Source organism: Pseudonocardia sp. TMWB2A, assembly GCF_017312135.1.
The window spans coordinates 276429-298733 of sequence record NZ_QKQY01000001.1 but is presented as its reverse complement, the minus strand read 5'-3'; the positions used below and the strand labels follow the sequence as shown (position 1 = coordinate 298733).

General features: G+C 59.4%; 20 protein-coding genes and 1 tRNA gene. 14 read left to right on the top strand and 7 right to left on the bottom strand.

Features of this window, described 5'->3' with window-relative positions; genetic code table 11:
- Positions 1 to 97: 97 nt before the first annotated feature.
- Entirely contained in the window at positions 98 to 2404 is a 2307-nt protein-coding gene (parC, locus tag DMP17_RS01425) for a DNA topoisomerase IV subunit A (protein WP_337827299.1), read from the bottom strand.
- A 517-nt stretch (positions 2405 to 2921) separates the two neighbouring features.
- Between parC and DMP17_RS01420 the strand changes: the two genes are divergently transcribed.
- A complete protein-coding gene (locus DMP17_RS01420) occupies positions 2922 to 4142 on the top strand; it encodes a GGDEF domain-containing protein (protein ID WP_337827298.1) in 1221 nt (406 codons plus the stop codon).
- Between the two features lie 193 nt (positions 4143 to 4335).
- Positions 4336 to 5487 carry a GGDEF domain-containing protein gene (locus DMP17_RS01415; protein ID WP_337827297.1) on the top strand — a complete coding sequence of 384 codons (1152 nt, stop codon included), beginning with the start codon at positions 4336 to 4338 and terminating at the stop codon, positions 5485 to 5487.
- Positions 5488 to 5523: 36 nt separating this feature from the next.
- Here the strand turns inward: DMP17_RS01415 and DMP17_RS01410 are convergent, their stop codons facing one another.
- Complete coding sequence (locus DMP17_RS01410) at positions 5524 to 6816, bottom strand: M20/M25/M40 family metallo-hydrolase (protein WP_337827296.1); 1293 nt, start codon at positions 6814 to 6816, stop codon at positions 5524 to 5526.
- A 361-nt stretch (positions 6817 to 7177) separates the two neighbouring features.
- On the opposite strand from DMP17_RS01410, the gene rnk reads away from it, so the two are divergent.
- From rnk to DMP17_RS01370, 8 genes are all read left to right on the top strand, one after another.
- Entirely contained in the window at positions 7178 to 7591 is a 414-nt protein-coding gene (rnk, locus tag DMP17_RS01405) for a nucleoside diphosphate kinase regulator (RefSeq protein ID WP_337827295.1), read from the top strand.
- Positions 7592 to 7705: 114 nt separating this feature from the next.
- On the top strand, positions 7706 to 8449 hold the full coding sequence (locus DMP17_RS01400; protein WP_337827294.1) for a class I SAM-dependent methyltransferase: 744 nt from the start codon (positions 7706 to 7708) through the stop codon (positions 8447 to 8449).
- 469 nt (positions 8450 to 8918) lie between these two features.
- Positions 8919 to 10496: a 2-polyprenylphenol 6-hydroxylase gene (ubiB, locus tag DMP17_RS01395; protein ID WP_337827293.1), complete on the top strand. Its 1578-nt coding sequence runs from the start codon at positions 8919 to 8921 to the stop codon at positions 10494 to 10496.
- Between the two features lie 26 nt (positions 10497 to 10522).
- On the top strand, positions 10523 to 11746 hold the full coding sequence (coaBC, locus tag DMP17_RS01390) for a bifunctional phosphopantothenoylcysteine decarboxylase/phosphopantothenate--cysteine ligase CoaBC (protein WP_337827292.1): 1224 nt from the start codon (positions 10523 to 10525) through the stop codon (positions 11744 to 11746).
- Between the two features lie 3 nt (positions 11747 to 11749).
- A complete protein-coding gene (locus DMP17_RS01385; RefSeq protein WP_337827291.1) occupies positions 11750 to 12169 on the top strand; it encodes a DoxX family protein in 420 nt (139 codons plus the stop codon).
- Positions 12166 to 12606: a dUTP diphosphatase gene (gene dut, locus DMP17_RS01380; RefSeq protein ID WP_337827290.1), complete on the top strand. Its 441-nt coding sequence runs from the start codon at positions 12166 to 12168 to the stop codon at positions 12604 to 12606. The genes DMP17_RS01385 and dut overlap by 4 nt, the downstream gene beginning before the upstream one ends.
- Positions 12607 to 12699: 93 nt before the next feature.
- Positions 12700 to 13461 (top strand): HesA/MoeB/ThiF family protein, encoded by a 762-nt coding sequence (locus DMP17_RS01375; RefSeq protein WP_337827289.1) that lies wholly within the window; start codon positions 12700 to 12702, stop codon positions 13459 to 13461.
- Positions 13451 to 13876, top strand: a complete 426-nt coding sequence (locus DMP17_RS01370; RefSeq protein ID WP_337827288.1) for a DUF7684 family protein — start codon at positions 13451 to 13453, stop codon at positions 13874 to 13876. Before DMP17_RS01375 ends, DMP17_RS01370 begins: the two co-directional genes overlap by 11 nt.
- Here the strand turns inward: DMP17_RS01370 and DMP17_RS01365 are convergent.
- A complete protein-coding gene (locus tag DMP17_RS01365; protein ID WP_337827287.1) occupies positions 13873 to 14589 on the bottom strand; it encodes an NAD-dependent deacylase in 717 nt (238 codons plus the stop codon). The genes DMP17_RS01370 and DMP17_RS01365 overlap by 4 nt on opposite strands.
- 102 nt (positions 14590 to 14691) lie before the next feature.
- Between DMP17_RS01365 and DMP17_RS01360 the strand changes: the two genes are divergently transcribed.
- Complete coding sequence (locus DMP17_RS01360; protein ID WP_337827286.1) at positions 14692 to 15999, top strand: CHASE3 domain-containing protein; 1308 nt, start codon at positions 14692 to 14694, stop codon at positions 15997 to 15999.
- A gap of 31 nt (positions 16000 to 16030) precedes the next feature.
- Here DMP17_RS01360 and alkB read toward each other — a convergent pair whose 3' ends face one another.
- From alkB to DMP17_RS01345, 3 genes are all read right to left on the bottom strand, one after another.
- The gene (alkB, locus tag DMP17_RS01355; protein ID WP_337827285.1) at positions 16031 to 16672 is read right to left on the bottom strand and encodes a DNA oxidative demethylase AlkB; all 642 of its coding nucleotides are present in this window, start codon (positions 16670 to 16672) and stop codon (positions 16031 to 16033) included.
- Positions 16673 to 16680: 8 nt separating this feature from the next.
- Complete coding sequence (locus DMP17_RS01350; protein WP_337827284.1) at positions 16681 to 17346, bottom strand: 2OG-Fe(II) oxygenase; 666 nt, start codon at positions 17344 to 17346, stop codon at positions 16681 to 16683.
- Positions 17347 to 17432: 86 nt separating this feature from the next.
- Positions 17433 to 18068 carry a DNA-3-methyladenine glycosylase I gene (locus DMP17_RS01345; protein WP_337827283.1) on the bottom strand — a complete coding sequence of 212 codons (636 nt, stop codon included), beginning with the start codon at positions 18066 to 18068 and terminating at the stop codon, positions 17433 to 17435.
- 78 nt (positions 18069 to 18146) lie between these two features.
- Here DMP17_RS01345 and dapB point away from each other — a divergent pair, with 78 nt between their 5' ends.
- The 3 genes from dapB (at position 18147) to DMP17_RS01330 (ending at position 19749) form a co-directional block, all read left to right on the top strand.
- The gene (dapB, locus tag DMP17_RS01340; protein ID WP_337827282.1) at positions 18147 to 18884 is read left to right on the top strand and encodes a 4-hydroxy-tetrahydrodipicolinate reductase; all 738 of its coding nucleotides are present in this window, start codon (positions 18147 to 18149) and stop codon (positions 18882 to 18884) included.
- Between the two features lie 19 nt (positions 18885 to 18903).
- A complete protein-coding gene (gene nth / locus DMP17_RS01335) occupies positions 18904 to 19617 on the top strand; it encodes an endonuclease III (protein ID WP_337827281.1) in 714 nt (237 codons plus the stop codon).
- 55 nt (positions 19618 to 19672) lie between these two features.
- A tRNA-Arg gene (locus DMP17_RS01330) sits at positions 19673 to 19749 on the top strand.
- 254 nt (positions 19750 to 20003) lie between these two features.
- On the opposite strand, the gene DMP17_RS01325 is transcribed toward DMP17_RS01330, so the two are convergent.
- On the bottom strand, positions 20004 to 22265 hold the full coding sequence (locus tag DMP17_RS01325; protein WP_337827280.1) for a TonB-dependent receptor: 2262 nt from the start codon (positions 22263 to 22265) through the stop codon (positions 20004 to 20006).
- Between the last annotated feature and the right edge of the window lie 40 nt (positions 22266 to 22305).

Genomic DNA, 22305 nt, shown 5'->3' with positions numbered 1-22305 from the left:
TTGATCGGGCATCCATCTCGTGACATTGACATTTACAAGTCCGGAGATGGGTTCCCGCCTTCGCGGGAATGACGAAGTTTAAAATTCTTCCTCGCCCTCAATCAAACCGGTTGTTCCTTGGAAAACCCGTCGGCGGCATTCGGCCCCCGGCGCCGCGCGCGACGCGCCATTGGGTTAAGTCGGTTTCGGTCCTTGTCCGGTCGGTCTCGCCGCCCATTTTCCAGCTTAGGCCTTTGCTCAACTGGAAGAAAATCGCGTCGGACAAGCCGCCATCCTTATAGCGTTGCAAGGTCACGCCCTGCCCCTTGGCCATTTCCAGAATCTCGATTTGCGGGAACACCACCAGCTTGCGATTTTCACCGATGACCGCGACATATTGGTCGCGCCGCTCTTCTTCGTTGGCGGCGGCAGGCGGGGCGACGCGCACGACTTTCAGCTTCGCGCCGGGCTTCAAATTCATCACACCGCGCCCCTTTCGGGTTTCGGCGACGACATCGGCCATGCTGGCGATAAAGCCTTTGCCGTTGGACGCTGCCAGCAGCATTTTACCGCCCGCTACCACCGGCACAATCGCGACAATTTTGGCGGCCTCGTCAATATCGACCATCAGCCGCACCGGTTCGCCAAAGCCGCGTCCGCCGGGGAGTTTATCTGCGCCGATGGTATAGATGCGGCCATTGTCGACGATGATGAGAATTTTGTCCGTGGTCTGCGCATGGACCGCAAAAGCGGGGCCATCGCCTTCCTTGAACTTGAAATCATCAGGCTTGGAGAGGTCCACATGGCCCTTCATCGCGCGGATCCAGCCGCGCTGTGACATGATGACCGTGACCGGCTCGCGCTCGATAAAGGCTTCGATGGAAATTTCGCGCGCGGGGCCTTGTTCTTCGACCGTGGTGCGGCGGCGGCCAAGTTCGGTGTCCGGCCCATAAGTTTCGCGTAATTTGCCAAGGTCGCGCTTCAACCGTTTAACCTGTAGTTTGTCGCTTCCGATAAGCTTAGCAAGCTCGTCGCGTTCCTTTTCCAGCGCCTCTTTTTCGCGCCGCAATTCCATTTCCTCAAGTTTGCGCAAGGACCGCAGCCGCATGTTGAGGATCGCTTCGGCCTGCCGGTCGGTGAGCTGGAATTCCTCCATCATCACCGCTTTAGGCTCGTCTTCGGTGCGGATGATTTCGATCACGCGGTCGAGATTGAGGAAGGCGATGATATAGCCCGCGAGCAATTCCAGCCGGTCGTCAATCTTCGCCAGCCGATGTTCGGCGCGGCGTTTGATGACGATGATCTGGTGCTTGAGCCACTCGCCGAGCAATTCCTTGAGGCCCATCACGCGCGGGGTGCGTTCGGCGTCGAGCACGTTGAGATTCAAGTTGAACCGCACCTCCAAATCGGTCAGGCGATAAAGGCTTTCCTTCAAAATCTCCGGATCGACATTGCGGCTTTTGGGGACGAGGACGATGCGGACATCTTCGGTCGATTCATCGCGCACATCTTCCAATATCGGCAATTTCTTGTCGGCAATAAGCTGGGCAATCTGTTCGATGAGTTTCGATTTTTGCACCTGATAGGGGATCTCGGTGACGACGAGTTGCCAGCTTCCCGCGCCCTGCCCCTTTTCCTGCTCGCCAAAACGCGCGCGCACGCGGAACGCGCCGCGTCCGGTGGTGTAAGCATGTTTGATGATCGCGGGGCTATCGACAAGAAGCCCCCCGGTCGGGAAATCGGGGCCGTGGAACACCTCCATCAACTGGTCGATCTCGGTCGCGGGGTTTTCGAGCAGCATCAAGCTCGCATCGATCACCTCGGCGACATTGTGCGACGGAATGTTGGTCGCCATGCCCACCGCAATCCCGCTCGCGCCATTGGCGAGCAGATTGGGGAACAGCCCCGGCATGATTTCCGGCTCTTCATCCTCGCCATTATAGGTCGGGCGAAAATCAACTGTGCCTTCGTCGAGGCCTTGCATGAGGTCGATAGCAACACGGGTGAGTTTGGCTTCGGTGTAACGATAGGCTGCAGCATTATCGCCGTCGATATTGCCAAAATTGCCCTGCCCGTCGACCAGCGGATAGCGCAGCGAAAAAGTCTGCGCCATGCGGACCATCGCATCATAAACCGACGCATCGCCATGCGGGTGATATTTACCGATAACATCGCCGACCACGCGCGCGCATTTTTTATAGCCTTGGCTTGGGTCCAGTTTCAGGAGCCGCATCGCCCAGAGGAGGCGGCGGTGGACCGGCTTTAACCCGTCGCGCAGGTCAGGGAGTGACCGCGCGGTGATGGTCGACATCGCATAGACAAGGTAACGCTGCGACAGCGCGCTATCGAAGGGATGTTCGACAATCGCATCGAACGGATCATCGGGCAGCTCGCCCGGAATGTCAGTGGTATCGTTGTCGCTCATGGCGCCCCTTTTGCTCTTGTGACAGCGATTAGCAAGCGATGCGCGCTTTGGCGAGGGGCGGCACGAAGTTTGATGAAACGATCCGTTTCACGAAAATGCGGATTTTGCTGGGGAGAATTGACCAACATCCGAATTCTGCCCCCGTCTGACCGGCATCATCCGGTCAAACAGGTGCGCCTTTTACAGTCAGGCTGTCCCGGCGGCTAAGGAATATTGATGGTCCCACCTTATTCGGGGGCGAACGAATCAGGCGCTTAAAATCCGCTTTTTTCCGACACTTTTTTGTCCGCTCCGCGCTCCGCTCGCGTCCCCGAACCATACAGGATAGTAAAATAGTGTATCGCCGATATTTGTCCGGACTCATTAATAAATGCAGCAACATTCGGTTTTGTTTAATAATTTTACATCTATTATCATTTTACGCTGTCTTACAAATTTTACCGTAGCATGATTAGTGTTGAGAAATGCCGCGTTTCGACTATGCGCGCCCTCATATTTCAGGAGGCTTGGTTCCGGCGTGACTGTCCGTTTTTTCATGTTGCTGCTCGGGCCGAGCATATTCCTGATTTTCGGGATCGCCGCGACCGTCCTGTGGGCGGTAGAGCGCAGCCGCTACTATCTGTTATTGCTGGGAGGGGCCTGCCTCCTTTTCTGGTTGGGTATTGTCAGCCAGATTTTCATGTTGCCGCCGCATATCGGCTCCAATGCGATGGTCTCCGGTGCGTTCCATACCGCCGCTGTGCTGGTCTTGTGCCAAGCCTTGCTTATGCGCTCGGGCAAATGCGCGTCCTGGCCCATCGGCGTTGCGCTATTCGCGGTTTTCATGGGGCTGCTCTGGCTTTTCGCCTTCATCAAGCCGGACTTGCTCGCGCGCATCTATGTGCAGAATTTCGGCTATGGCGTGGTGCTGCTCGTCACCGCTTTATTCCTGCGTGAGCTTGCGGCCGGGCGGTTTATCGACCGTATGTTATGGTGGGTATTTGTCGCCTTTGCGATATTGTTCTTCCCGCGCACTTTGCTCACCACCCAAGCGGTCCCGCACAGCATCGACCCGTTTTTTGAATCCTCCTTCTGGCAGATATTGCAGTTCGCTCTCGCGGTGCCGGGGTCTATCCTAGCGATGACCATATTGGGCGCAGCGATGAGCGATATTTATAATGACCTGCGCCGCGAACGCGATCTTGATGTGCTGACCGGCCTGTTGAACCGCCGCGCCTTTGACGAAAGGGTGAGCGCGCAGGTCGCCCGCCACCGTGGCGCGAGTGCGCTCATCCTGTGCGACCTCGATTTTTTCAAGCGCATCAATGACCGTTATGGCCATCCGGCGGGCGACAAAGTGCTGCGCGATCTGGCGGCGCTGTTATCCCGCACCGCGCGCAAAAACGATATTGTCGGGCGCTATGGCGGCGAAGAATTTATCATCTTCCTCCCCGGCACCAGCCTTGGGGATGCGCATGAATGCGCCGAGCGGTTACGCCGCGCCATCGCCGCGCATCATTTCGATCTTGGAGCCGGTGACCATATTATCACCGCCAGCTTCGGCGTCGCCCAGTTAAAGCCGGGCGAAAACTGGATTGCCGTGCTGGAGCGCACCGACGCGCGGCTTTATGCGGCCAAAAGTTCGGGCCGCAACCATATCATTTCGCATGATCCGGTGCCGCATCCCGACCCGCAGCCCCTGCCCTTGCCCGCGAATCAGGCCGCTATCGCGACCGGCCGCGCGGCCAGCAACGCGTAAAAAGCCCTACGTAATTTTATATATGCTTATAGCTATTATCATATAATTATTACAATAATTCATAATGATAAGACCTAGTTTTAATATAAAAGTTGAAATTGTAACGAGATTTTACTAATGCGCCGCGCGGGGGATAAGATGGGGGCACATTTTGGTCGGGCGATTACCTTTATTATTAATCGGGCCGTCGATTATGATCGTTTTCGGGCTGGCCTTCGCCGGTCTGTGGATGATGGACCGGCGCAAAACCTATATTGCCCTGCTCGCATTCGCCTCGACCAGCTTTGCGGTCGGCTCGCTTGTCCAGATTTTATGGTGGAGCCACGGGCCTGATCCCAATGCGGTCCTGTCCGATATTTTTTATACTTTAGCCGGGTTCATGATGGTGCAGGCGCTTTTGCTGCGCGCCCAAGTCCCGCTCAAGGCGCTTGAGGCGCTGGCCATTTTCGGCCTGTTCCTGTTGGTCCAGATTTTCTTCATCTATATTATCCAGGATGTGCTGGTCCGCGCGCATATGCAAAATTTTGTCTATGGCTTCATTTTGGCGGCGACCGCGATGCGGCTGCGCCATCTGGTGCGCGGCAGCGCGCCCGACCGCGTGCTGCTCGGTGTGCTGGTCATCTATGCCACGCATTTCTTTGTGCGCTCGCTGTTGATGGTGACGCAGGATATGCCGCACGATCACACCTCCTATTTCCGCACGCCTTTCTGGCAGACGCTGCAATTCAGCCTGACCTTTGTGAGCGTGACCGTCGCGATGACGGCGCTGGGCGCGGCGGTGTGCGACCTTATCTCCGATTTGCGCGACGAGCGTGACCGCGACAGCCTGACCGGTCTGTTGAACCGGCGCGGCTTTGAAGACAGGGTGTCGCAAATATTGCGCCGCCGCCCGCTGCCGGTATCCTTGCTGGTATGCGATATTGACCGCTTCAAGCAGATTAACGACCGGCTCGGCCATCATGTCGGCGATCTGGTCTTGTGCGATATAGCCGCGATCCTCACCAGCACCGCGCGCAAGCAGGATGTGCTGGGGCGCTTTGGCGGCGAGGAGTTTACCGTCTTTCTGCCCGGCACCGACATTGAGGAAGCCTTGCAATGCGCCGAGCGGCTGCGCGTGGCGATTGCCTCCTATCATTTTTCCCAGCTTCCCGAAGGCGAGCAGGTGACGGCGAGCTTCGGCGTCGCCCAGTTCGAGCCGGAAGATTGCTGGAGCAGCCTGATGAACCGCGCGGATATGCGGCTTTATGCGGCGAAAAATGCGGGCCGCAACTGTGCGGTCGCAACCAGTGGCCCGATTGTGATGACGCTCGACAGTACCGACACGCCGGTCAAATTAACGGTTTAGGCCTGCCAGAGTCCAAAAATGATAGCGGCGGCAGCGCTATTTACCGACGCCCGCAACGCCCAGCAGCGCGAGCAGCCCGACGCTCATCCCTTGCAGGCTCGACTGGCGTTCGACCACCACATATTCGTCGAGCGCATGGGCGCGCCCGCCGCTCCCGCCAGCACCAATGGTGACAGCGGGGATGCCGAGGCTCATCGGGATATTAGCGTCGGTCGAGCTGCCGTTCAATTTGGCGGTAAAGCCCTTGGCGGCAATGGCGGCGCGGGTGGCGGCGACAATGGCGCTGGTTTCGGGCGTCGTGCCTGCAGGCCGTTCGCCAATCACTTTCTTGTCCGCCGAAATGCTGCCCGATTTGGTCGAGCGCGCAGCATTTTCCGCCGCGACCGCTTCATCGACCAGCGCCACAAATTGCTTGTCGAGCTTGGCAAGTTCGGCGGCGCTTTCGGAGCGCATATCATATTCGACGAAAATATCATGCGGGATCGAATTGACCGATGTGCCGCCGCCGATGACGCTGGCCGAATAGGTGGTTTTGGGCGTGGCGGGCGGCTGGATGCGGTAAAGCCGGTCAATGCTGCCCGCGACCGCGCCCATCGGATTCACAATACCGAACGCGCCAAAGCTGTGGCCGCCGGGGCCTTTATAGGTGACGCGGTAGCGTTTGGAGCCGACCCCGCCATTGACAATCCCCGCCGGATCGCTGCCGTCAATCGAAAAGAAAGCGCCGATACGGTCTTTCCACGCGCCTTTGGTGAACAAATGCCGCACGCCGCGCAGATCGCCCGGCCCTTCCTCGCCGACCGTGGCGACGAACAGGATCGGCGCTTTGGTGCGGATTTTGGCGGCATCAAGCGCGCGCACATAAGCGAGCATATTGGCAAGCCCGCGGCTGTCATCGCCAATGCCGGGCGCGTGCAGCTTATCGCCCTCGCGCCGCACCTTGATGACCGTATCTTCGGGGAACACCGTGTCGAGATGCGCGGACAGGACGACCGCCTTGGCCTTGGGGTCGGTGCCGGTGCGCAGCGCCAGCACATTGCCGACCTCGTCTATCGTCACATCCTTAAGGCCCGCCGCGCGCAGCATATCGGCATAGGCCTTGCCGCGTGCTTCTTCCTTGAACGGCGGCGCGGGGATTTCGGTGATGGTGATGAGCTGTTCGATAAACAGATCGAAATCCGATGCAAGCTTGGCCTCGGCCTGTTTGAAGGCTGCGCTGCCCGCAATCGCATTGACGGCGCGCGCACCGGAACCGGCGTCTGCAGGGGCGGCGGCGAGCGGCTGGGCGAGCAACAGCAAGGGCAAAACGGCCAAAGCGGGGCGAAGCATCAATCTCTCCTTATCGAGGGGCGGTATCGCTTTATGGGCGGCATCCGGACTTTTGCCAGTGCTAACCCGCCGCCGCGCGCACCGCAAGCACGCGCTTTACATTGCCCCCGCATACGATCTCCCATTGACTTTACGCGGCAAGTTGCAATGATCGCGGGCATGACTTTAACCGTCTCCTCTTTCCTGCCGTTCCGCTGTCATGCGGGGCAGTTGCTCGTGGGCTTTTCACCCCGGCTTGCATAGGGTTTCCCCCCGCAAGTCCGGGGCCGCCTTTTTCGCATAGCATCCATCGCTGACACCATTAAGGGCGCATACTAGCCCCTACGCAGCACAATTAACCGATTGATTTGAGGTATATATCATGGCCAAAACCAGCAAGCTGGCCCGTCCGCCCATCACCCTGACCGAAGCCGATGCCGAAGCCTTGTCCGGCCTTGCCGCGACGGTGGAAAACCGCCTGCCGGATCTGGCCGATATGCTCACCGACGAAATCGACCGCGCGAAAATCGTCAAGGATGGCAAGCTGCCCGCCGATATTGTGCGGATGAATTCGACCGTCACTTTCGTGAATGAAAGTGTCGGCGCCGACCAGGGCACGGGCCGCGAGCGCACCGTAACCTTGGTTTACCCCGCCGAAGCCGACATTGAAAGCGGACGCATTTCCATCCTGACGCCGATCGGCGCGGGGCTGATCGGCCTTAAAACCGGGCAGGCGATCCAATGGCCCGACCGCGACGGCAAGGACCATGTGCTGCGCATCATCAAGGTCGCCTGACGAAGCGTGCGGGCGTGCGGCGCGTCTTTTTTCGCGCCCTAACCCCATCTTATATTTGCCCTTGATAGCGCGCCCGTCTAAGGCTCACCGCATCTCATGCCCCGTCAGATATAGGTGAGCGCCGCTATGAAAAAGACTGTTTCCTTTGGCTATGAAGAGATTGACCCGTCCGAAAAGACGGCGCGGGTCGGCCATGTCTTTTCCAATGTCGCCGCGCGGTATGACCTGATGAATGATGCGATGTCGGGCGGGATGCACCGGCTGTGGAAGGATAAATTCGTCCGCCGCGTAAAGCCGCAACCGCATGAGGATATTCTCGATATGGCGGGCGGCACCGGCGATATTGCGTTCCGCATGGCAGACCACGACGCGAATATCACCGTATCGGACATCAACCCCGAAATGCTCGCCGTGGGCATGGAGCGCGCCGCGGAACGCGATTTGACCGACCTTGTCTGGTCCGAACAAAATGCCGAAAAGCTGACCTTTCCGGACGCGCATTTCGACGCCTATACGATTGCATTCGGCATCCGCAACGTGACCGACATACCAGCGGCGCTTAAAGAAGCGCACCGCGTGCTGCGCTATGGCGGGCGCTTTTTCTGCCTCGAATTTTCGACCACCACCTGGCCCGGATTTTCGGACGTGTATGACGTTTATTCGCACAAGCTGGTCCCGAAACTTGGCAAGCTGCTCGCCAATGACGAGGATAGCTACCGCTACCTCATCGAATCCATCCGCCGCTTCCCCGATATGCCGGGCTTTGAAAAAATGATCCGCGATGCCGGTTTTATGAACACGCGCGTCGAGCCGATCATGGGCGGGTTGGTGGCGATCCATTCGGGTTGGAAGGTGTGATGGGGATTGCGACATCTCAACCCCTCCCCTTCAGGGGAGGGGCAGTGAAGCCTTATGACCCTGAGCGCAGCGAAGGGGCATCAGGCGAACGGGGTGGGGTCTGTCCCCCTACGCTGCGCCTATTTGACAGCCCCCACCCCAACCCAGTGGCAGATCGCCCAGTCCCCCGGACTGGGCTTGAACTGCCGGGGGCAGTTCAATCTGCCACTCCTGAAGGGGAGGGGCTTTTCAGGTTGCGCCCTCCCCTCCCGCAAGCGGGAGGGGCTTTAGGCCGCCTCTGCCCCTCCCCTTCAGGGGAGGGGCAACGGAGACTTGGGAATTTGAACGCAGTGAAAATTCTTAGTCGTAGTGGGGTGGGGTTTTTCCGCACACGCTGCGCCTATTTGACAGACCCCACCCCAACCCCTCCCCTGAAGGGGAGGGGCTATTCAGGTTATACCCTTCCCGCAAACGTCAAGGGCCTAGCCGCATGACCGCCAACACCACCCATCTCTGGCGGCTCCTCAAATGGGGGCGCACATTGGCCCGGCACGGGGCGCTGCGCGGGATCGAGCAGGATATTAATACACCGCCGCAAGTGCGCCGCATTGCGCGCATTGCGCGGTTCGGCGCGCGGGTGCCGAGCATCCCCGATTATGCCGCGGCCTTTACCGCCATCGGTCCCGCCGCAATCAAGCTGGGGCAAAGCCTTGCCACCCGCCCCGACCTTGTGGGCGAAGAAGCGGCGCGAAACCTCCTGACCTTGCAGGATAATCTCCCGCCCCTCCCCTTCGACCAGATCAAGCCGCAAATCGAAGCCGGGCTTGGCAAGCCGGTCGAGCAATTGTTCCAGTCCATCGACCCCGATCCCGTGGGCGCGGCTTCGGTCGCGCAGGTCCACCGCGCGGTCACCATCGAAGGCAAGCAAGTCGCGGTCAAAGTCTTGCGTCCCGGCATATCGGAACAACTTGCGCGCGACATTGAAACTTATGAATGGGCCGCGGCCCATGTCGAAGCGATGGGCGGGGAAGCGGCGCGCCTGCGCCCCCAACTCGTCATCGCCAATTTCAAACGGTGGACCGCGCGCGAACTGGATTTGCGCCGCGAAGCCGCCTCGGCCTCCGAACTTGCCGAAGCGATGGAGGCAGAACCCGGCTATCTTGTCCCCGCGATTGATTGGGACCGCACCAGCGGCAAGGTCATGACCTTGGAATGGGTCGATGGCATCAAGATTTCCGACCGCGCAGCCCTCATTGCGGCAGGCCATGACCTCCCGCTCATCGCCAAAAGGCTGGTCCTCGCTTTCCTCCACCAAGCCATTTCCTACGGCTTTTTCCACGCGGACATGCATCAGGGCAATTTGTTCGTGAAGGATGATGGCACGATTGTCGCGATTGATTTCGGCATTATGGGCCGCATCAACCGTCAAGCGCGCATGTGGCTGGCGGAGATATTATATGGCCTGATTACAGGCAATTACCGCCGCGTCGCGGAAATCCATTTCGAAGCGCAATATGTGCCATCGCATCATAATGTCGAAGAATTCGCGACCGCCTTGCGCGCGGTGGGCGAGCCGATGCGCGGCAAGCCGGTGAGCGAATTGTCGGTCGGGCAGATGCTCGACGGCCTGTTCGCGATTACCCGCGATTTCGATATGCAGACCCAGCCGCATTTGCTGCTGCTCCAGAAAACAATGGTGATGGTCGAAGGGGTCGCGACCCAACTCGATCCCGGCATCAATATGTGGGAAACCTCCGGCCCGTTCGTCAAAGAATGGATCAGGAGCGAACTCGGCCCCGAAGCCAAGCTTGCCGACCGCATGGTCGAAGATTGGCGCACCTTCCTGCGCCTCCCCGACCTTGTCCGCCGTATCGAACAGAAATTCCCGCCCGCAGGCGGCGCACCGCCCCCGCCCCCGCTCCCCAATGTGAAGCTGATGGGACGATTGGGCGCGCAGCAGCGTTCTGGCGGCGGTTCCAACGGCAATGGCTGGCGCTATGCGCTGACCGCTATGGTCGCGGGCGGTATCGGCGCTGCGGCGATGTGGTTCGGCCAAGGCTGGCTATAGGCCGCCCGCATCGGTAAGGAGGAAGTATGAACGCAAAATCCATCCTTCTCATCATCGGCGGCGGGATTGCCGCTTATAAAGCGTGCGAACTCATTCGCCTTATCCGCAAGAGCGGCATGGCGGTGCGCTGCGTCCTCACCAAGGGCGGCGCGCATTTTGTGACGCCGATGACCTTGGCCGCCTTGAGCGAAAATGAAGTTTACGAAACGCTCTGGGATTTGAAGAATGAAACCGAGATGGGGCATATCCAATTGTCCCGCGAGGCCGACCTTGTTGTGGTCTGCCCCGCGACCGCCGACCTGATGGCGAAGATGGCGGGCGGCTTGGCCGATGATCTTGCGACCACCCTATTGCTCGCAACCGACAAGCCGGTCATGGCGGTGCCAGCCATGAATGTGCGGATGTGGGGCCATGCCGCGACGCAGCGTAATGTCGCGCAGCTCAAGGCCGATGGCGTGCATGTGATGCAGCCGGACGAAGGCGAAATGGCGTGCGGCGAATTTGGCCCCGGACGCCTGCCCGAACCCGAAGCGATTTTGCGCGAAATCAAATCATTGCTGTCGCCCGATGGCCCGCGCTTGCTCGGCTCGCCCGATAGCCTGCCTTTGGGCGGCAAGCATGTGCTGGTAACCGCGGGGCCGACGCATGAGCCGATTGATCCGGTGCGCTATATCGCCAACCGTTCGTCGGGCAAGCAAGGCTTTGCCATTGCCGAAGCCGCCGCCAAAGCTGGCGCGCAGGTGACATTGGTGACGGGACCGGTCGCGCTCGCAACGCCTGCCGGGGTGACGCGGGTTGATGTGGAAACCGCGCGCGAAATGCTGGCAGCGGTCGAGCAAGCGCTTCCCGCCGACATTGCTTTCATGGTCGCCGCCGTGGCCGATTGGCGCGCCGACGCTGTGGACCAGAAGATCAAGAAAGACGGGAGCGGCGCGGTGCCGCCGCTGCATCTTTCCGAAAATCCCGACATTTTGGCAAGTGTCGCCAAAAGCGCCAACCGCCCGGCCTTGCTGGTCGGCTTTGCGGCGGAAACGCAAAATGTGGTGGACCATGCCAAGGCCAAGCTTGCCAAAAAAGGCTGTGACTGGATTGTCGCCAATGATGTGTCGGGCGATGTGATGGGGGGCGCGGCCAACAGCGTCCATATCGTCACGCAAGCAGGTGTTGAAAGTTGGGAGCGGATGCCCAAGGCGGACGTCGCCGTCAAGCTGGTCGCCAAGGCGGCGGACATGCTCGGCAAGGCGCAATAGGCCATGCGGCGCTGGCTGTTTCTGCCTTATTTGAAGCATCATGAAGATTTGGCCTATCTCGCCTTGCGCGTGCTAACCGGCGCGTTTCTGGTCTATGGCGTGTGGGATAATATCACCAGCATCGCGGCGATGCGCGAATTTACCGGTTTTCTACGCGCGCATAAATTTCCCTTGCCCGAAATCTGTGCCTTCCTGTCGGTTTATACGCAGTTTCTGGCAGGGCTTGGCCTGATTTTCGGGCTGTTCACGCGCTGGTCCGGCCTCGTCCTTGTGGTGACATTTGTTGTGGCGGTCCTCATGGTGCATTGGAACCAGAGTTTCCGCGACTGGTGGCCGGCCGCCGTGCTGGTCGCGCTCGGCGCTTTGTTCGCGAGCCGTGGGGGCGCGCGCTTTTCTATTGACAGATTATTGGGGGATAAATGACCATCCGCATATCCATCAAACGGCTTGAAGGCGGTGAAGGCCTGCCGCTTCCCGCTTATGCGACCGAGGGCGCTGCGGGCATGGATGTGGTTGCGGCGGAAAGTCTGGTGCTGGCCCCCGGCGCGCGCCATGCGGTCGCGACCGGCTTCGCTTTCGCCATTCCGGACGGCTATGAAGTGCAGGTCCGCCCGCGTTCGGGCCTTGCGCTCAAATATGGCGTGACCTGCCTCAATACGCCCGGCACCATCGACAGCGATTATCGCGGTGAAGTGAAAGTCATCCTCGCCAATCTGGGAGCCGAACCCTTCCCGATTGCGCGCGGCGACCGCATCGCGCAACTGGTAGCCGCCCCCGTGCAACGCGCTGTTTTCGATGAAGTGTATGATTTGAATAATACAGTCCGTGGCAGCGGCGGCTTCGGCTCGACCGGTGTTTGAAAACGGCCTTTTTGAAGGACACCCTGACCCGGCGCTCCACCGCATGAATATTCTTTGTTTTTATAGCGTTACGCTCCTTTCCGGATCCGCAAGATGAGCCTTAGCGACGAGCAGCTAGACCGCTATGCGCGTCATATCGTCCTCCCCGAAATCGGCGGCGCAGGACAGGTTGCGCTCACCCGCGCCCATGTCGCGATTATCGGTGCAGGCGGCATCGGCTCCCCTGCTCTCCTCTATCTCGCAGCAGCCGGAATGGGTCAGCTCACCATCATCGACGATGACGTAGTGGCGCTCGCCAATCTCCAGCGCCAGATTGCCTTCGGCACGGATGACATCGGCGCGCCCAAGGTAGACGCCGCCCACAAAGCCATCCAGCGGATCAACCCCGACGTAGAGGTGTTTCCGGTCGAGACCCGCATCAGCGCCGACAATGCCGACGCCTTGCTGGCAGGCGCGGATGTCATCCTCGACGGCAGCGATAATTTCGCGACAAGGCTTGCTGTATCCGACGCTTCGGTGCTCCTCAAAATCCCGCTGGTGTCCGCCGCTATCGGGAAATTCCAGGGTCAACTCGGCACCTTTTACGGCTGGCAGGCGGACAAGCCCTGCTACCGCTGCTTCGTCGGCGATGCGTTTGATGCCGATGATTGCGACACCTGCGCCGATGTGGGCGTATTAGGCCCGATGGTCGGCCTGATGGGCTGCTTCGCCGCAATGGAAGCCATCCGTGAGATTACGGGATTCGGCGCGGATCAGAGCGGGCGATTGCACCTCATCGACGGCCTCGCCCCCTCGATGCGCGCAATCCGGGTTATCAAGGATCCAGCGTGTAAAGGCTGTAGCCATGCCGATTGAATATCATTGTATCAAAGAAGCTGGCGACTTGCCCAAGCTGGGTTTTTCAGAGCCGTTTAAAGCAGGGATAATAGCCGATATTGCCGTTGATCCTGATCGCCAAACACAAGTCGCCGAATGGCTTTATTCATCTGGATGTCGTTACACATGTGCTTGGGGCGTGGAAGCGTCATCTTGGGAGCTTGCATCCGATTTTGCATATCTTGAGGCCTCGAACTTTGAAGATACGCCGGATAGTCAATTTTGTTTAACAACGTGCCATGAAGGCGAACCGTTGCGGGAAATGTTTTATTTCCTCAAATATTTGAGCGGATATTATGACGGCAGCTTCAACAATGATGTGGTCCTAATCCATATTTCAGATTTCGAGCGAACTGACCTCATTCAAGAATATGAAATGATTGATCATGGTTAGCGCCTTTGTTCGGTCGCCAAAATCTCGTCCACCCAAGCCGGAACCAATTCGCCCGCAGCCCCATGCCGCGCGTCATGGAACCATAAGCTCCCCTCGGACGGTTCCATATTAATCTCCAGCGTTTGCGCGCCCATTTCGCGTGCTTGCCGCACAAAACCCGCCGCCGGATAAACCGCGCCCGATGTGCCGATGCTGACAAACCGGTCGCACGCCGCCAGCGCCGCGTAAATCTCGTCCATCCGGTACGGCATTTCGCCAAACCACACGATGTCGGGGCGTAAAGTCCCTGCCATTGTGCAAGCGCGGCAAGCGGGGTGATCGCCCAAATCCTCGTCCCACTTCATCCGCGCATCACAGGCGCGGCACCATGCACTTTTCAATTCGCCATGCATATGGATGAGGTTCGTGGACCCTGCCCGTTCGTGCAGGTCATCGACATTTTGCGTGACCAGCAACACCTGCCCCGGCCACTCCCGCTCCAACCGCGCGAGCGCCTTATGCGCTGCATTAGGCGTAACCTCCCGCAACGCTGCGCGCCGCGCATCGTAAAAGCGATGCACCAGTGCGGGATCGCGGGCAAAGCCTTCGGGCGTTGCCACATCTTCGATGCGGTGATCTTCCCATAATCCGCCATTGTCGCGGAAAGTGCGCACGCCGCTTTCTGCGGACACGCCCGCGCCTGTCAGAATGACGATATTGCCGATGTCCGCCATGCTTTTCGCTCCGGCCTATATTTACAGAGATTAAAACAAGTTAGTGCAATATTTTACCGCATCGGATAAGCCTTGCGCCTGACAGGGGGAGATGCAGGTCGCGTGCCGAACGATAATGATGATATGCCGCCAGTGCGCAGGCTTGGCAATGCGCGCCGCAAGATAACCATTTTAACCTTCATCCCCTTCACCATCGTCGCTTTATGCTGTGTGGCCTTGGCGTGGTTGTTGATTTCCTCCCTGCAAGCCGAACATCGCGAGCGCACGCAAGCGACGCAAACCCTGACGCTGCTGTGGATGCTGCGCGACATCAACCGCCCGTTGATGACGATGGAATCGGCGCAGCGCGGCTATCTGCTCACACAGGATGCCGCCTATCTTGCGCCTTATGAAAAAAGCCGGGTGCAACTGGAAGCGGCGATGCGGCCTTTTGCGGCTTCGATCGACAGCAATAAAAAGGCGGTGCAAGCCGAGCGCGGCAAGGAAATCGATCAGCTATTGCGTCAGAAAATCGCCGAGATGGATGAAACCATCCGGCTTGAACGTAATGGCAACCGCGCAGGTGCACTGGCGATTGTGCGGCAGAATTCGGGCGTTGAACTGACCGACCGTTATCGCGACTTGCGCGACCGGATGGAGGTGGATGAACGCACGGCGCACGTCCATGCGTTCCGCGAAGCCGAGCGTATCGAAGCGCGGCTTTTACCGATGCTGGTCGCGCTGGTGTTGATGACCTTCGGCGCGCTTGCTTTCGGCTTCTGGCAGATATTGCGCACCGCCCGCGCTGAATCCGATGCGCGCGAAGTGCAGCTTATGGCCGCCGCACATGAACGCTCCGACCTTCTCGCGCGCGAACTTAACCACCGCGTCAAAAATCTGTTCGCGATAGTCCAGTCTATCGTGCGGATGACCGCGCGGCGCGAAAATGATGCGGATATGCTCGCGAACAAGATTGGCGAGCGGATCAACGCGCTCGCGATTGCGCATCAGGTGTCGCAAGGCGCGCTCGAACGGCCGGTGGCGGATCTGCGTTCGCTGATCGAAGCAACGCTTGCCCCTTATGCGCAGACCGCCTCGCGCCTGACGCTTGAAGGGCCGGAGGTGGAACTGTCCGGTGCGGCATCGCAACCGGTCGGGCTTATCCTCCATGAGCTGGCGACCAATGCGGTCAAATATGGCGCGTGGAGCAATGACCAGGGCACGCTCGCGGTGCGCTGGCAGGTCGAGGAAGGCGACCCGCGCCGCCTCATTTTGCGCTGGGAGGAAAAGGATATTGCCCCGCGTGAAGCAGGCCCCGAAGGGTTCGGCACACAGATGATGGCAGCCTCCGCGCGGCAAGTCGGCGGCAAGATCGAGCGCGAATTCGGCAGCGACAGTATGACCGCAAGGCTTGCTTTCCCGCTGCGTTAAAGCCCGCCCACCGCGCCGCTCAGCCCGGCGTTCACCGCGCTTGTCGGAATGTGAGATTATAGCGCAGCGCGCCGGTCAAGGGATGCTGCGTCTCCTTCAAGTCCGCAATCCCGTGAAAGTTGAGCCGCGACGCGCCGCCCCACACCACTACATCGCCGTGCGCGAGGCCCACCCGCTTTGTGCGGTCCGACCGCGCAGGTCCGCCCCATAAAAACACCGCAGGCACGCCCAGCGATACCGACACAATCGGCCAGTCATAATGGCCCTCGTCGCGGTCCTGATGCAGCGTCAAGCGGCTCCCCGGCGCATAGCGGTTGATAAGACAGGCATCGGGTCGGAAACCTGCATAGCCAGCCGCTTCGGCAGCTTCCAGCGCGAGGCTTTGGAATAGCGGCGGCATGGCGGGCCACGCCTTGCCGCTCAACGGATCGCGCGGTTCATAGCGATAGCCGCGCCGGTCACTCACCCAACCGAGCGGGCCGCAATTGGTCATGGCCACGCTCATCCTCTTGCCGCCGGGGGTTTCGAGATGGCGGAAAGGCGCATCCACAGCAATCTGCGCTATCGCATCAAGCAAAGCGCCGCCTTGCGTTTCGGCAAAGCCGCCGAGCAACACCGCGCCTTCGTCCAGCACCATATGGCGGCGCGCATCGGGAAACAGGTCAGCGGTCATCGCCCGCCCTATACCGCATCATGGAAGATGATGCCCAGCACATGCCGCCGCCCCGACCGCAAGCGGCTCACCCCGTGGCGCATCTTCACGCGATAATCGCCGCGCGTGCCTTTGACCGGACGGTCATTGACCGCGAACAGCACGGCATCGCCCTTGGCAAGCGGCACGACTTCAGCGCGCGATTGCATCCGCGGGCGCTGTTCGGTGAGGATAAATTCCCCGCCGTCAAAATCCGTGCCCGGCTCATCGAGCAGCACCGCAAGCTGGAGCGGGAAAACATGGTCGCCATATAAATCCTGATGCAGGCAATTATAATCGCCCGCACCATAGCGGAGTAACAAAGGCGTAGGCCGCCCCTGCCCCGCCGCATGGCAGCGCGCGACAAATTCTGTATGGGCATCGGGGAAACGCGCAGCCAATCCCATCCGCGCGTGCCAGCGATTGGCAAGCGGCGCGAGATGCGGGTAAAGACCGCTCCGCAAGCCCGCTACCAAAGGCGGCAAGGGATAGCGGAAATAGCGATATTCCCCGCGCCCGAAGCCATGCCGCGCCATATGCACATGGCTACGGAAATGCGCCTCCTCATCATAAAGGGCGGTCAGCCCGTCCGCCTCGGCATGGCCCAGCAAAGCGGGGAGCCGCGCATAGCCGTGCGCATCCAGCCCGGACGCCACCGCGTCAAAATCAATCCTGTCAAGCCGCTTATCCATGCCCCTGCCCTAGCCTGCTGCCAAAGCCCCGCGCATCCCGTTTCTTGCGGTCAAAGCGTGAGGCCCGCCCGCGCGGCCTGCACCGCTTCATAAACATGGCAATCGCTTTGATGGTCATTGACCAGCCCCATCGCCTGCATGAACGCATACATGGTCGTCGGCCCGACAAATTTCCATCCGCGCTTCTTCAAATCTTTGGAGAGCGCGAAGGATTCCGGGCTGGTCACAAGCGTGCGGACATAGGCTTCATCGCGCAGATGAGGCCGCGCCGACACATCATTTTCAAAGCGCCAGAAATAGGCTTTGAGGCTGCCAAACTCGGCCTCCATTTCAATCGCGCGCGCGGCATTATTGATGGTCGCTTCAATCTTGCCGCGATGGCGGATAATGCCCGCGTCCCCCAGCAGCCGCGCAACATCATCATCGCCAAAGCGCGCGACTTTATGGAAATCAAACCCGGCAAAGGCCGCCCTGAAATTCTCCCGCTTGCGCAAGATTGTGATCCAGCTCAGCCCCGACTGGAAGCCTTCCAGACAGATTTTTTCAAACAAGCGCACATCATCGGTAACCGGATAACCCCATTCCTTGTCATGATAATTGCGGTAAATTTCGCTGCCGTCGCACCAGAAGCATCTGGTTGGCGTAGGGGTAAGAGTGGGGGTGGCGGCTTGATCATTTTCGCTCATCCCCCCTGTTGCGCTCTTGGGCGTGCAAGTGCAAGACAAGCGGCACAACCAGCACTATAAAAAGGGACGGCGTAAGGCATGACGGCAATCGGCATTTTCGGAAGCAAGGGACGCATGGGGCAAGCCATTGCCGCGGCGATTGCCGACAGCGCGCAAGGCCTAAGCTTTGCAGGCGGCGTCGATGCGGGCGAAAGCGGCGAGGCGCTGGCGGCCCGCGCCGATGTGTTGATCGACTTTTCCGCGCCCGCCGCATTGGAAGAGCATCTCGACCTCGCCATTGCGGCCAATACACCCATCGTCATCGGCACCACTGGCCTTGAAGAACGCCATCATTGGCTGATTGACGAGGCCGCCACCAGCATCGCCGTGCTGCAAACCGGCAATACGTCGCTGGGCGTGACCTTGCTCGCAGCCCTTGTGCGCGAAGCGGCTGCGCGACTGGGTCCGGACTGGGACATTGAAATTGTCGAAACCCATCACCGGATGAAGGTCGATGCGCCGTCCGGCACCGCCTTGCTGCTCGGAGAAGCCGCCGCCAAGGGGCGCGGGCTGGTGCTCGCCGACACCAAGGTCAGCGGACGCGACGGCATTACCGGCGCACGTGATAGCGGCAGCATCGGCTTTGCGGCGCTGCGCGGCGGCACGGTCGCGGGCGACCATAGTGTGATATTTCTGGGCGAGGCCGAACGTCTCACTCTGTCCCACCTTGCCGAAAACCGCAGCATCTTCGCGCGCGGGGCCTTGAAAGCGGCATTGTGGCTCAAGGGCCAAAAGCCGGGGCGCTATTCGATGAATGATGTGCTGAATCTGGTGTGAGGCGCGTGCAAGCTGTCCCATGAAAAAAACCGACATCATCGACTTTTACGCGCGCCTTGCCGAGCTTAATCCGGAGCCGGAAACCGAACTGGCTTATGGCAATGACTATCAATTGCTCGTCGCGGTCGTCTTGTCCGCGCAGGCGACCGATGTCGGCGTCAACAAGGCAACGCGGCTTTTGTTCGAAGAGGTCAAAAGTCCCGACCAGATGGTCGCGCTCGGCGAAGAAGCTTTGAAACAACATATCAAGACCATCGGCCTGTTCAACGCCAAGGCCAAAAATGTCATCGCCTTGTCCGAAATATTGGTCGCGCACTATGGCGGGGAAGTGCCGCAGGATCGCGATGCGCTCGAACGCCTGCCCGGCGTCGGGCGCAAGACCGCCAATGTGGTGATGAACTCGGCGTTCGGCGCGGAAACATTCGCGGTCGATACCCATATCTTCCGCGTCGGCAACCGCACCGGCCTCGCCCCCGGCAAGACTGTGCTGGCGGTCGAAAAGGCGCTCGACAAGGCGACCCCCGCCCCGTTCCGCGTCCACGCGCACCATTGGCTGATCCTCCACGGCCGCTATATCTGCAAAGCCCGCACGCCCGAATGTTGGCGCTGCCCGGTCGAGGATTTGTGCCGCTACAAGCCCAAAAGCCTCTCCCCCGAAGCACGCAAAGCGACGGCGAAAACCGCAAAAGCTGCAAAAAGCCGCAAAGCGCCCGCGCTTGCCAAAAAAGGCTAGTCGCGCCGCCAAAGCCTTGCTACACGCGCGAACATCCACGGCCCGCAAAGCCTACGCACCCATAGCTCAGCTGGATAGAGCGCTGCCCTCCGAAGGCAGAGGCCAGAGGTTCGAATCCTCTTGGGTGCGCCATTATTTTTTCGGATATTTTTGCGCAAAACCGATGCAGAGGTGTTGCAATAGGATCGGTGGTTGCCGCCTTATGCCTGGTAAGCGCGCGCTGAACGTGGCGGTGGCTCTAGCGGTGACGGAAGAAGACTGCGTTTGATCCGCATCAACAACATGGTTTCGAACATCGCGTCTTTGCGCACTCACCATTATGCACACAGCAAACATCCGGCCAAGGGGTTCTTCCCTTGGCCGGATGCCTGCGAGTTTCGTTCGCTTTAGAAGCGGAACGAGGTACGGATGCCTAGTTCGCGGCCGCGCAAGTAGGTTACCGAGATGCGCGGCGGGTAGATGACCGCCATATTGTTCACATAATTATTGAGATACACGTCGCGGAAGGCGAAGGCCGGGCGGCGGGTGTCGAACAGGTTTTCGACGAAAAATTCAAAGCGCAGCTTGTCATTTTCCGCACCTGTGCGCAGGTTTACGACCGTCCGGCTGGGAATGACGGTGAGGTCGGTTGCATCCATATATTGCTTGCCGCGATAGGAGGCATCGGCATGGATGAAGCCTGCAAAATCATTGACAATCGGGATGCGGTAATCGACCGAGCCGTTCAACTGCCATTTGGGGGCCGCTTGCAAACGGTTGCCGCTGACATCGCCATCGGGCGCGAAATCCGGGAATTTGGCAAAGCCCGAATTGAGCGCATGGGTATATTTGGCGTCGATATAGGAGACACCAAAGCGCGCCGACAATTCGCGCGTCGGACGCACGCTTAACTGCGCTTCAAAGCCTTTGGATTTGGCATCGCCAAGGTTGCGCGTGACCGCGACCGGCGGGGCCTGTGTCTGGTCCAGCACCGGAATCTGGATTTGCGTCCAGTCGATATAGAAGGCGTTAAGGTCGAGCATCACCCGGCCATTCAGCCAGCTTTTCTTCGCGCCGATTTCATAGGTCCAGTTAAATTCCGGATCATATTGTTCCTTGGGCGCATTAAGGTCGAACCCGCCCGCCTTGGAACCGCGCGCTGCCGACGCATAGACCAGCAAATCATTGTCCGGCTTATATTGGAGGCTGACGCGCGGGGTCCAGGTTTTGAAGGTCAACCGCTTGTCGATACCGGTTCCGGCCTGAAGCGTGCGTTGCCTTTCATTGCTGTAACGCAATTCGCCGCGCAAGGTGAGCGCGGGGGTAATATCCCCTTCCAGATAGCCGAAGAAGGAGGTGTTTTCGGTATGACGGCGCACCACCTTGTCGAACAAGGGCCCGTCAAAAAAGCTGTTCCACGGTCCCGGCACCGGAAAGGTCATGAGGAAATCGGACGGCAAAGGCGATGTAATCACCCCGTCGAAATTCGGGCGGTTTTGACGGCCCGAAAAGAAATAGGCGCCGATGCTGCCGCGCACCGGAGCTTGTTGCGGCGAAGACAGACGGATTTCCTGACTATATTCGCGGAATTTGATATTGCCTTCATCGCGCAGGATATAGGTGTCGAAGGTTTTGATCGCACCGGTGGGGGTGCGATAGCGGAAGGTCGCCAATTCGCCGCGCGACGCATCGGTGAGCGCGGTCAGATCGACATCATTATAGCCGGTGAGCCAGCCCAACTGCCAATCGCCAATGTCGAACCGCGCATCAAGAAAGGCGCGCAACGTCTTGCGGGTCTGGCCATAAGCATCGGGGTGCGAGCCAAGCTCGTCCTTGGCGAGTGTCGGCAAGGTGCCGCAATAGGTCTGGTAAACACCGCCTGAAAGCTGGCAATTGGGTGCAAGCTGCGATGCGGCGGGCGGGCCAATCAAATCCTTGGAATAATAAACGCCGCCGACAATTTCCATGCCGGGCGCGGGCGTCAGCCGCACCGTCCCCTGAAACGTGTCATAATCATAGCCGCCGATGCGCGGACCGCCGAGCGTGTTTTTGTGGCTGCCGCCATATTCGCTATGCGATGCGGTGAGCTTGACCGCCAGCACATCCTTGACGAGCGGGACCGATACCGAGCCGACCAGCGCGAAACGACCGTGGGTGCCGTAAGTGAGTTCGGCGCGGCCCGACAGGTCATTGGTGGGACGCTTGGACACGATATTGATCGCACCGGCAAAAGCGTTGCGGCCATAAAGCGCGCTTTGCGGGCCTTTGACGACTTCGATCCGCTCAATATCGGCTTGGGCGAAGTTCAACGCCTCGCGTGCGCCGGTATAAACGCCATCGACGAAAATGGCGACGTTGGGGTCGGAGCCGAACAGGTCGGTTTGCGCGACGCCGCGGATAATCGGCGTCGGCATGAACTCGCCAACCACGGAGGTGAAGTTCAGCCCCGGCGTCTGGCGCGCGACATCGTTGAGGTCAAGGATGCCCTCTTTTTCGATGCGGCTTGCGTCGAATGCGGTAATCGCCAGCGGCACGTCGGACAATTTTTCCGCTTGCTTACGCGCGGTCACGACGATTTCGGTCGGCTCATATTCTGCGCTATTATCGGTTGTTTCGCTCGCCTGTGCGAAAGCTGCCCCCGGCAAAGCGATGCACGCCGCCGCCGTCAATTTGAGCAAGGTCGAATATTTCATTAGATCGTCTCCCCGT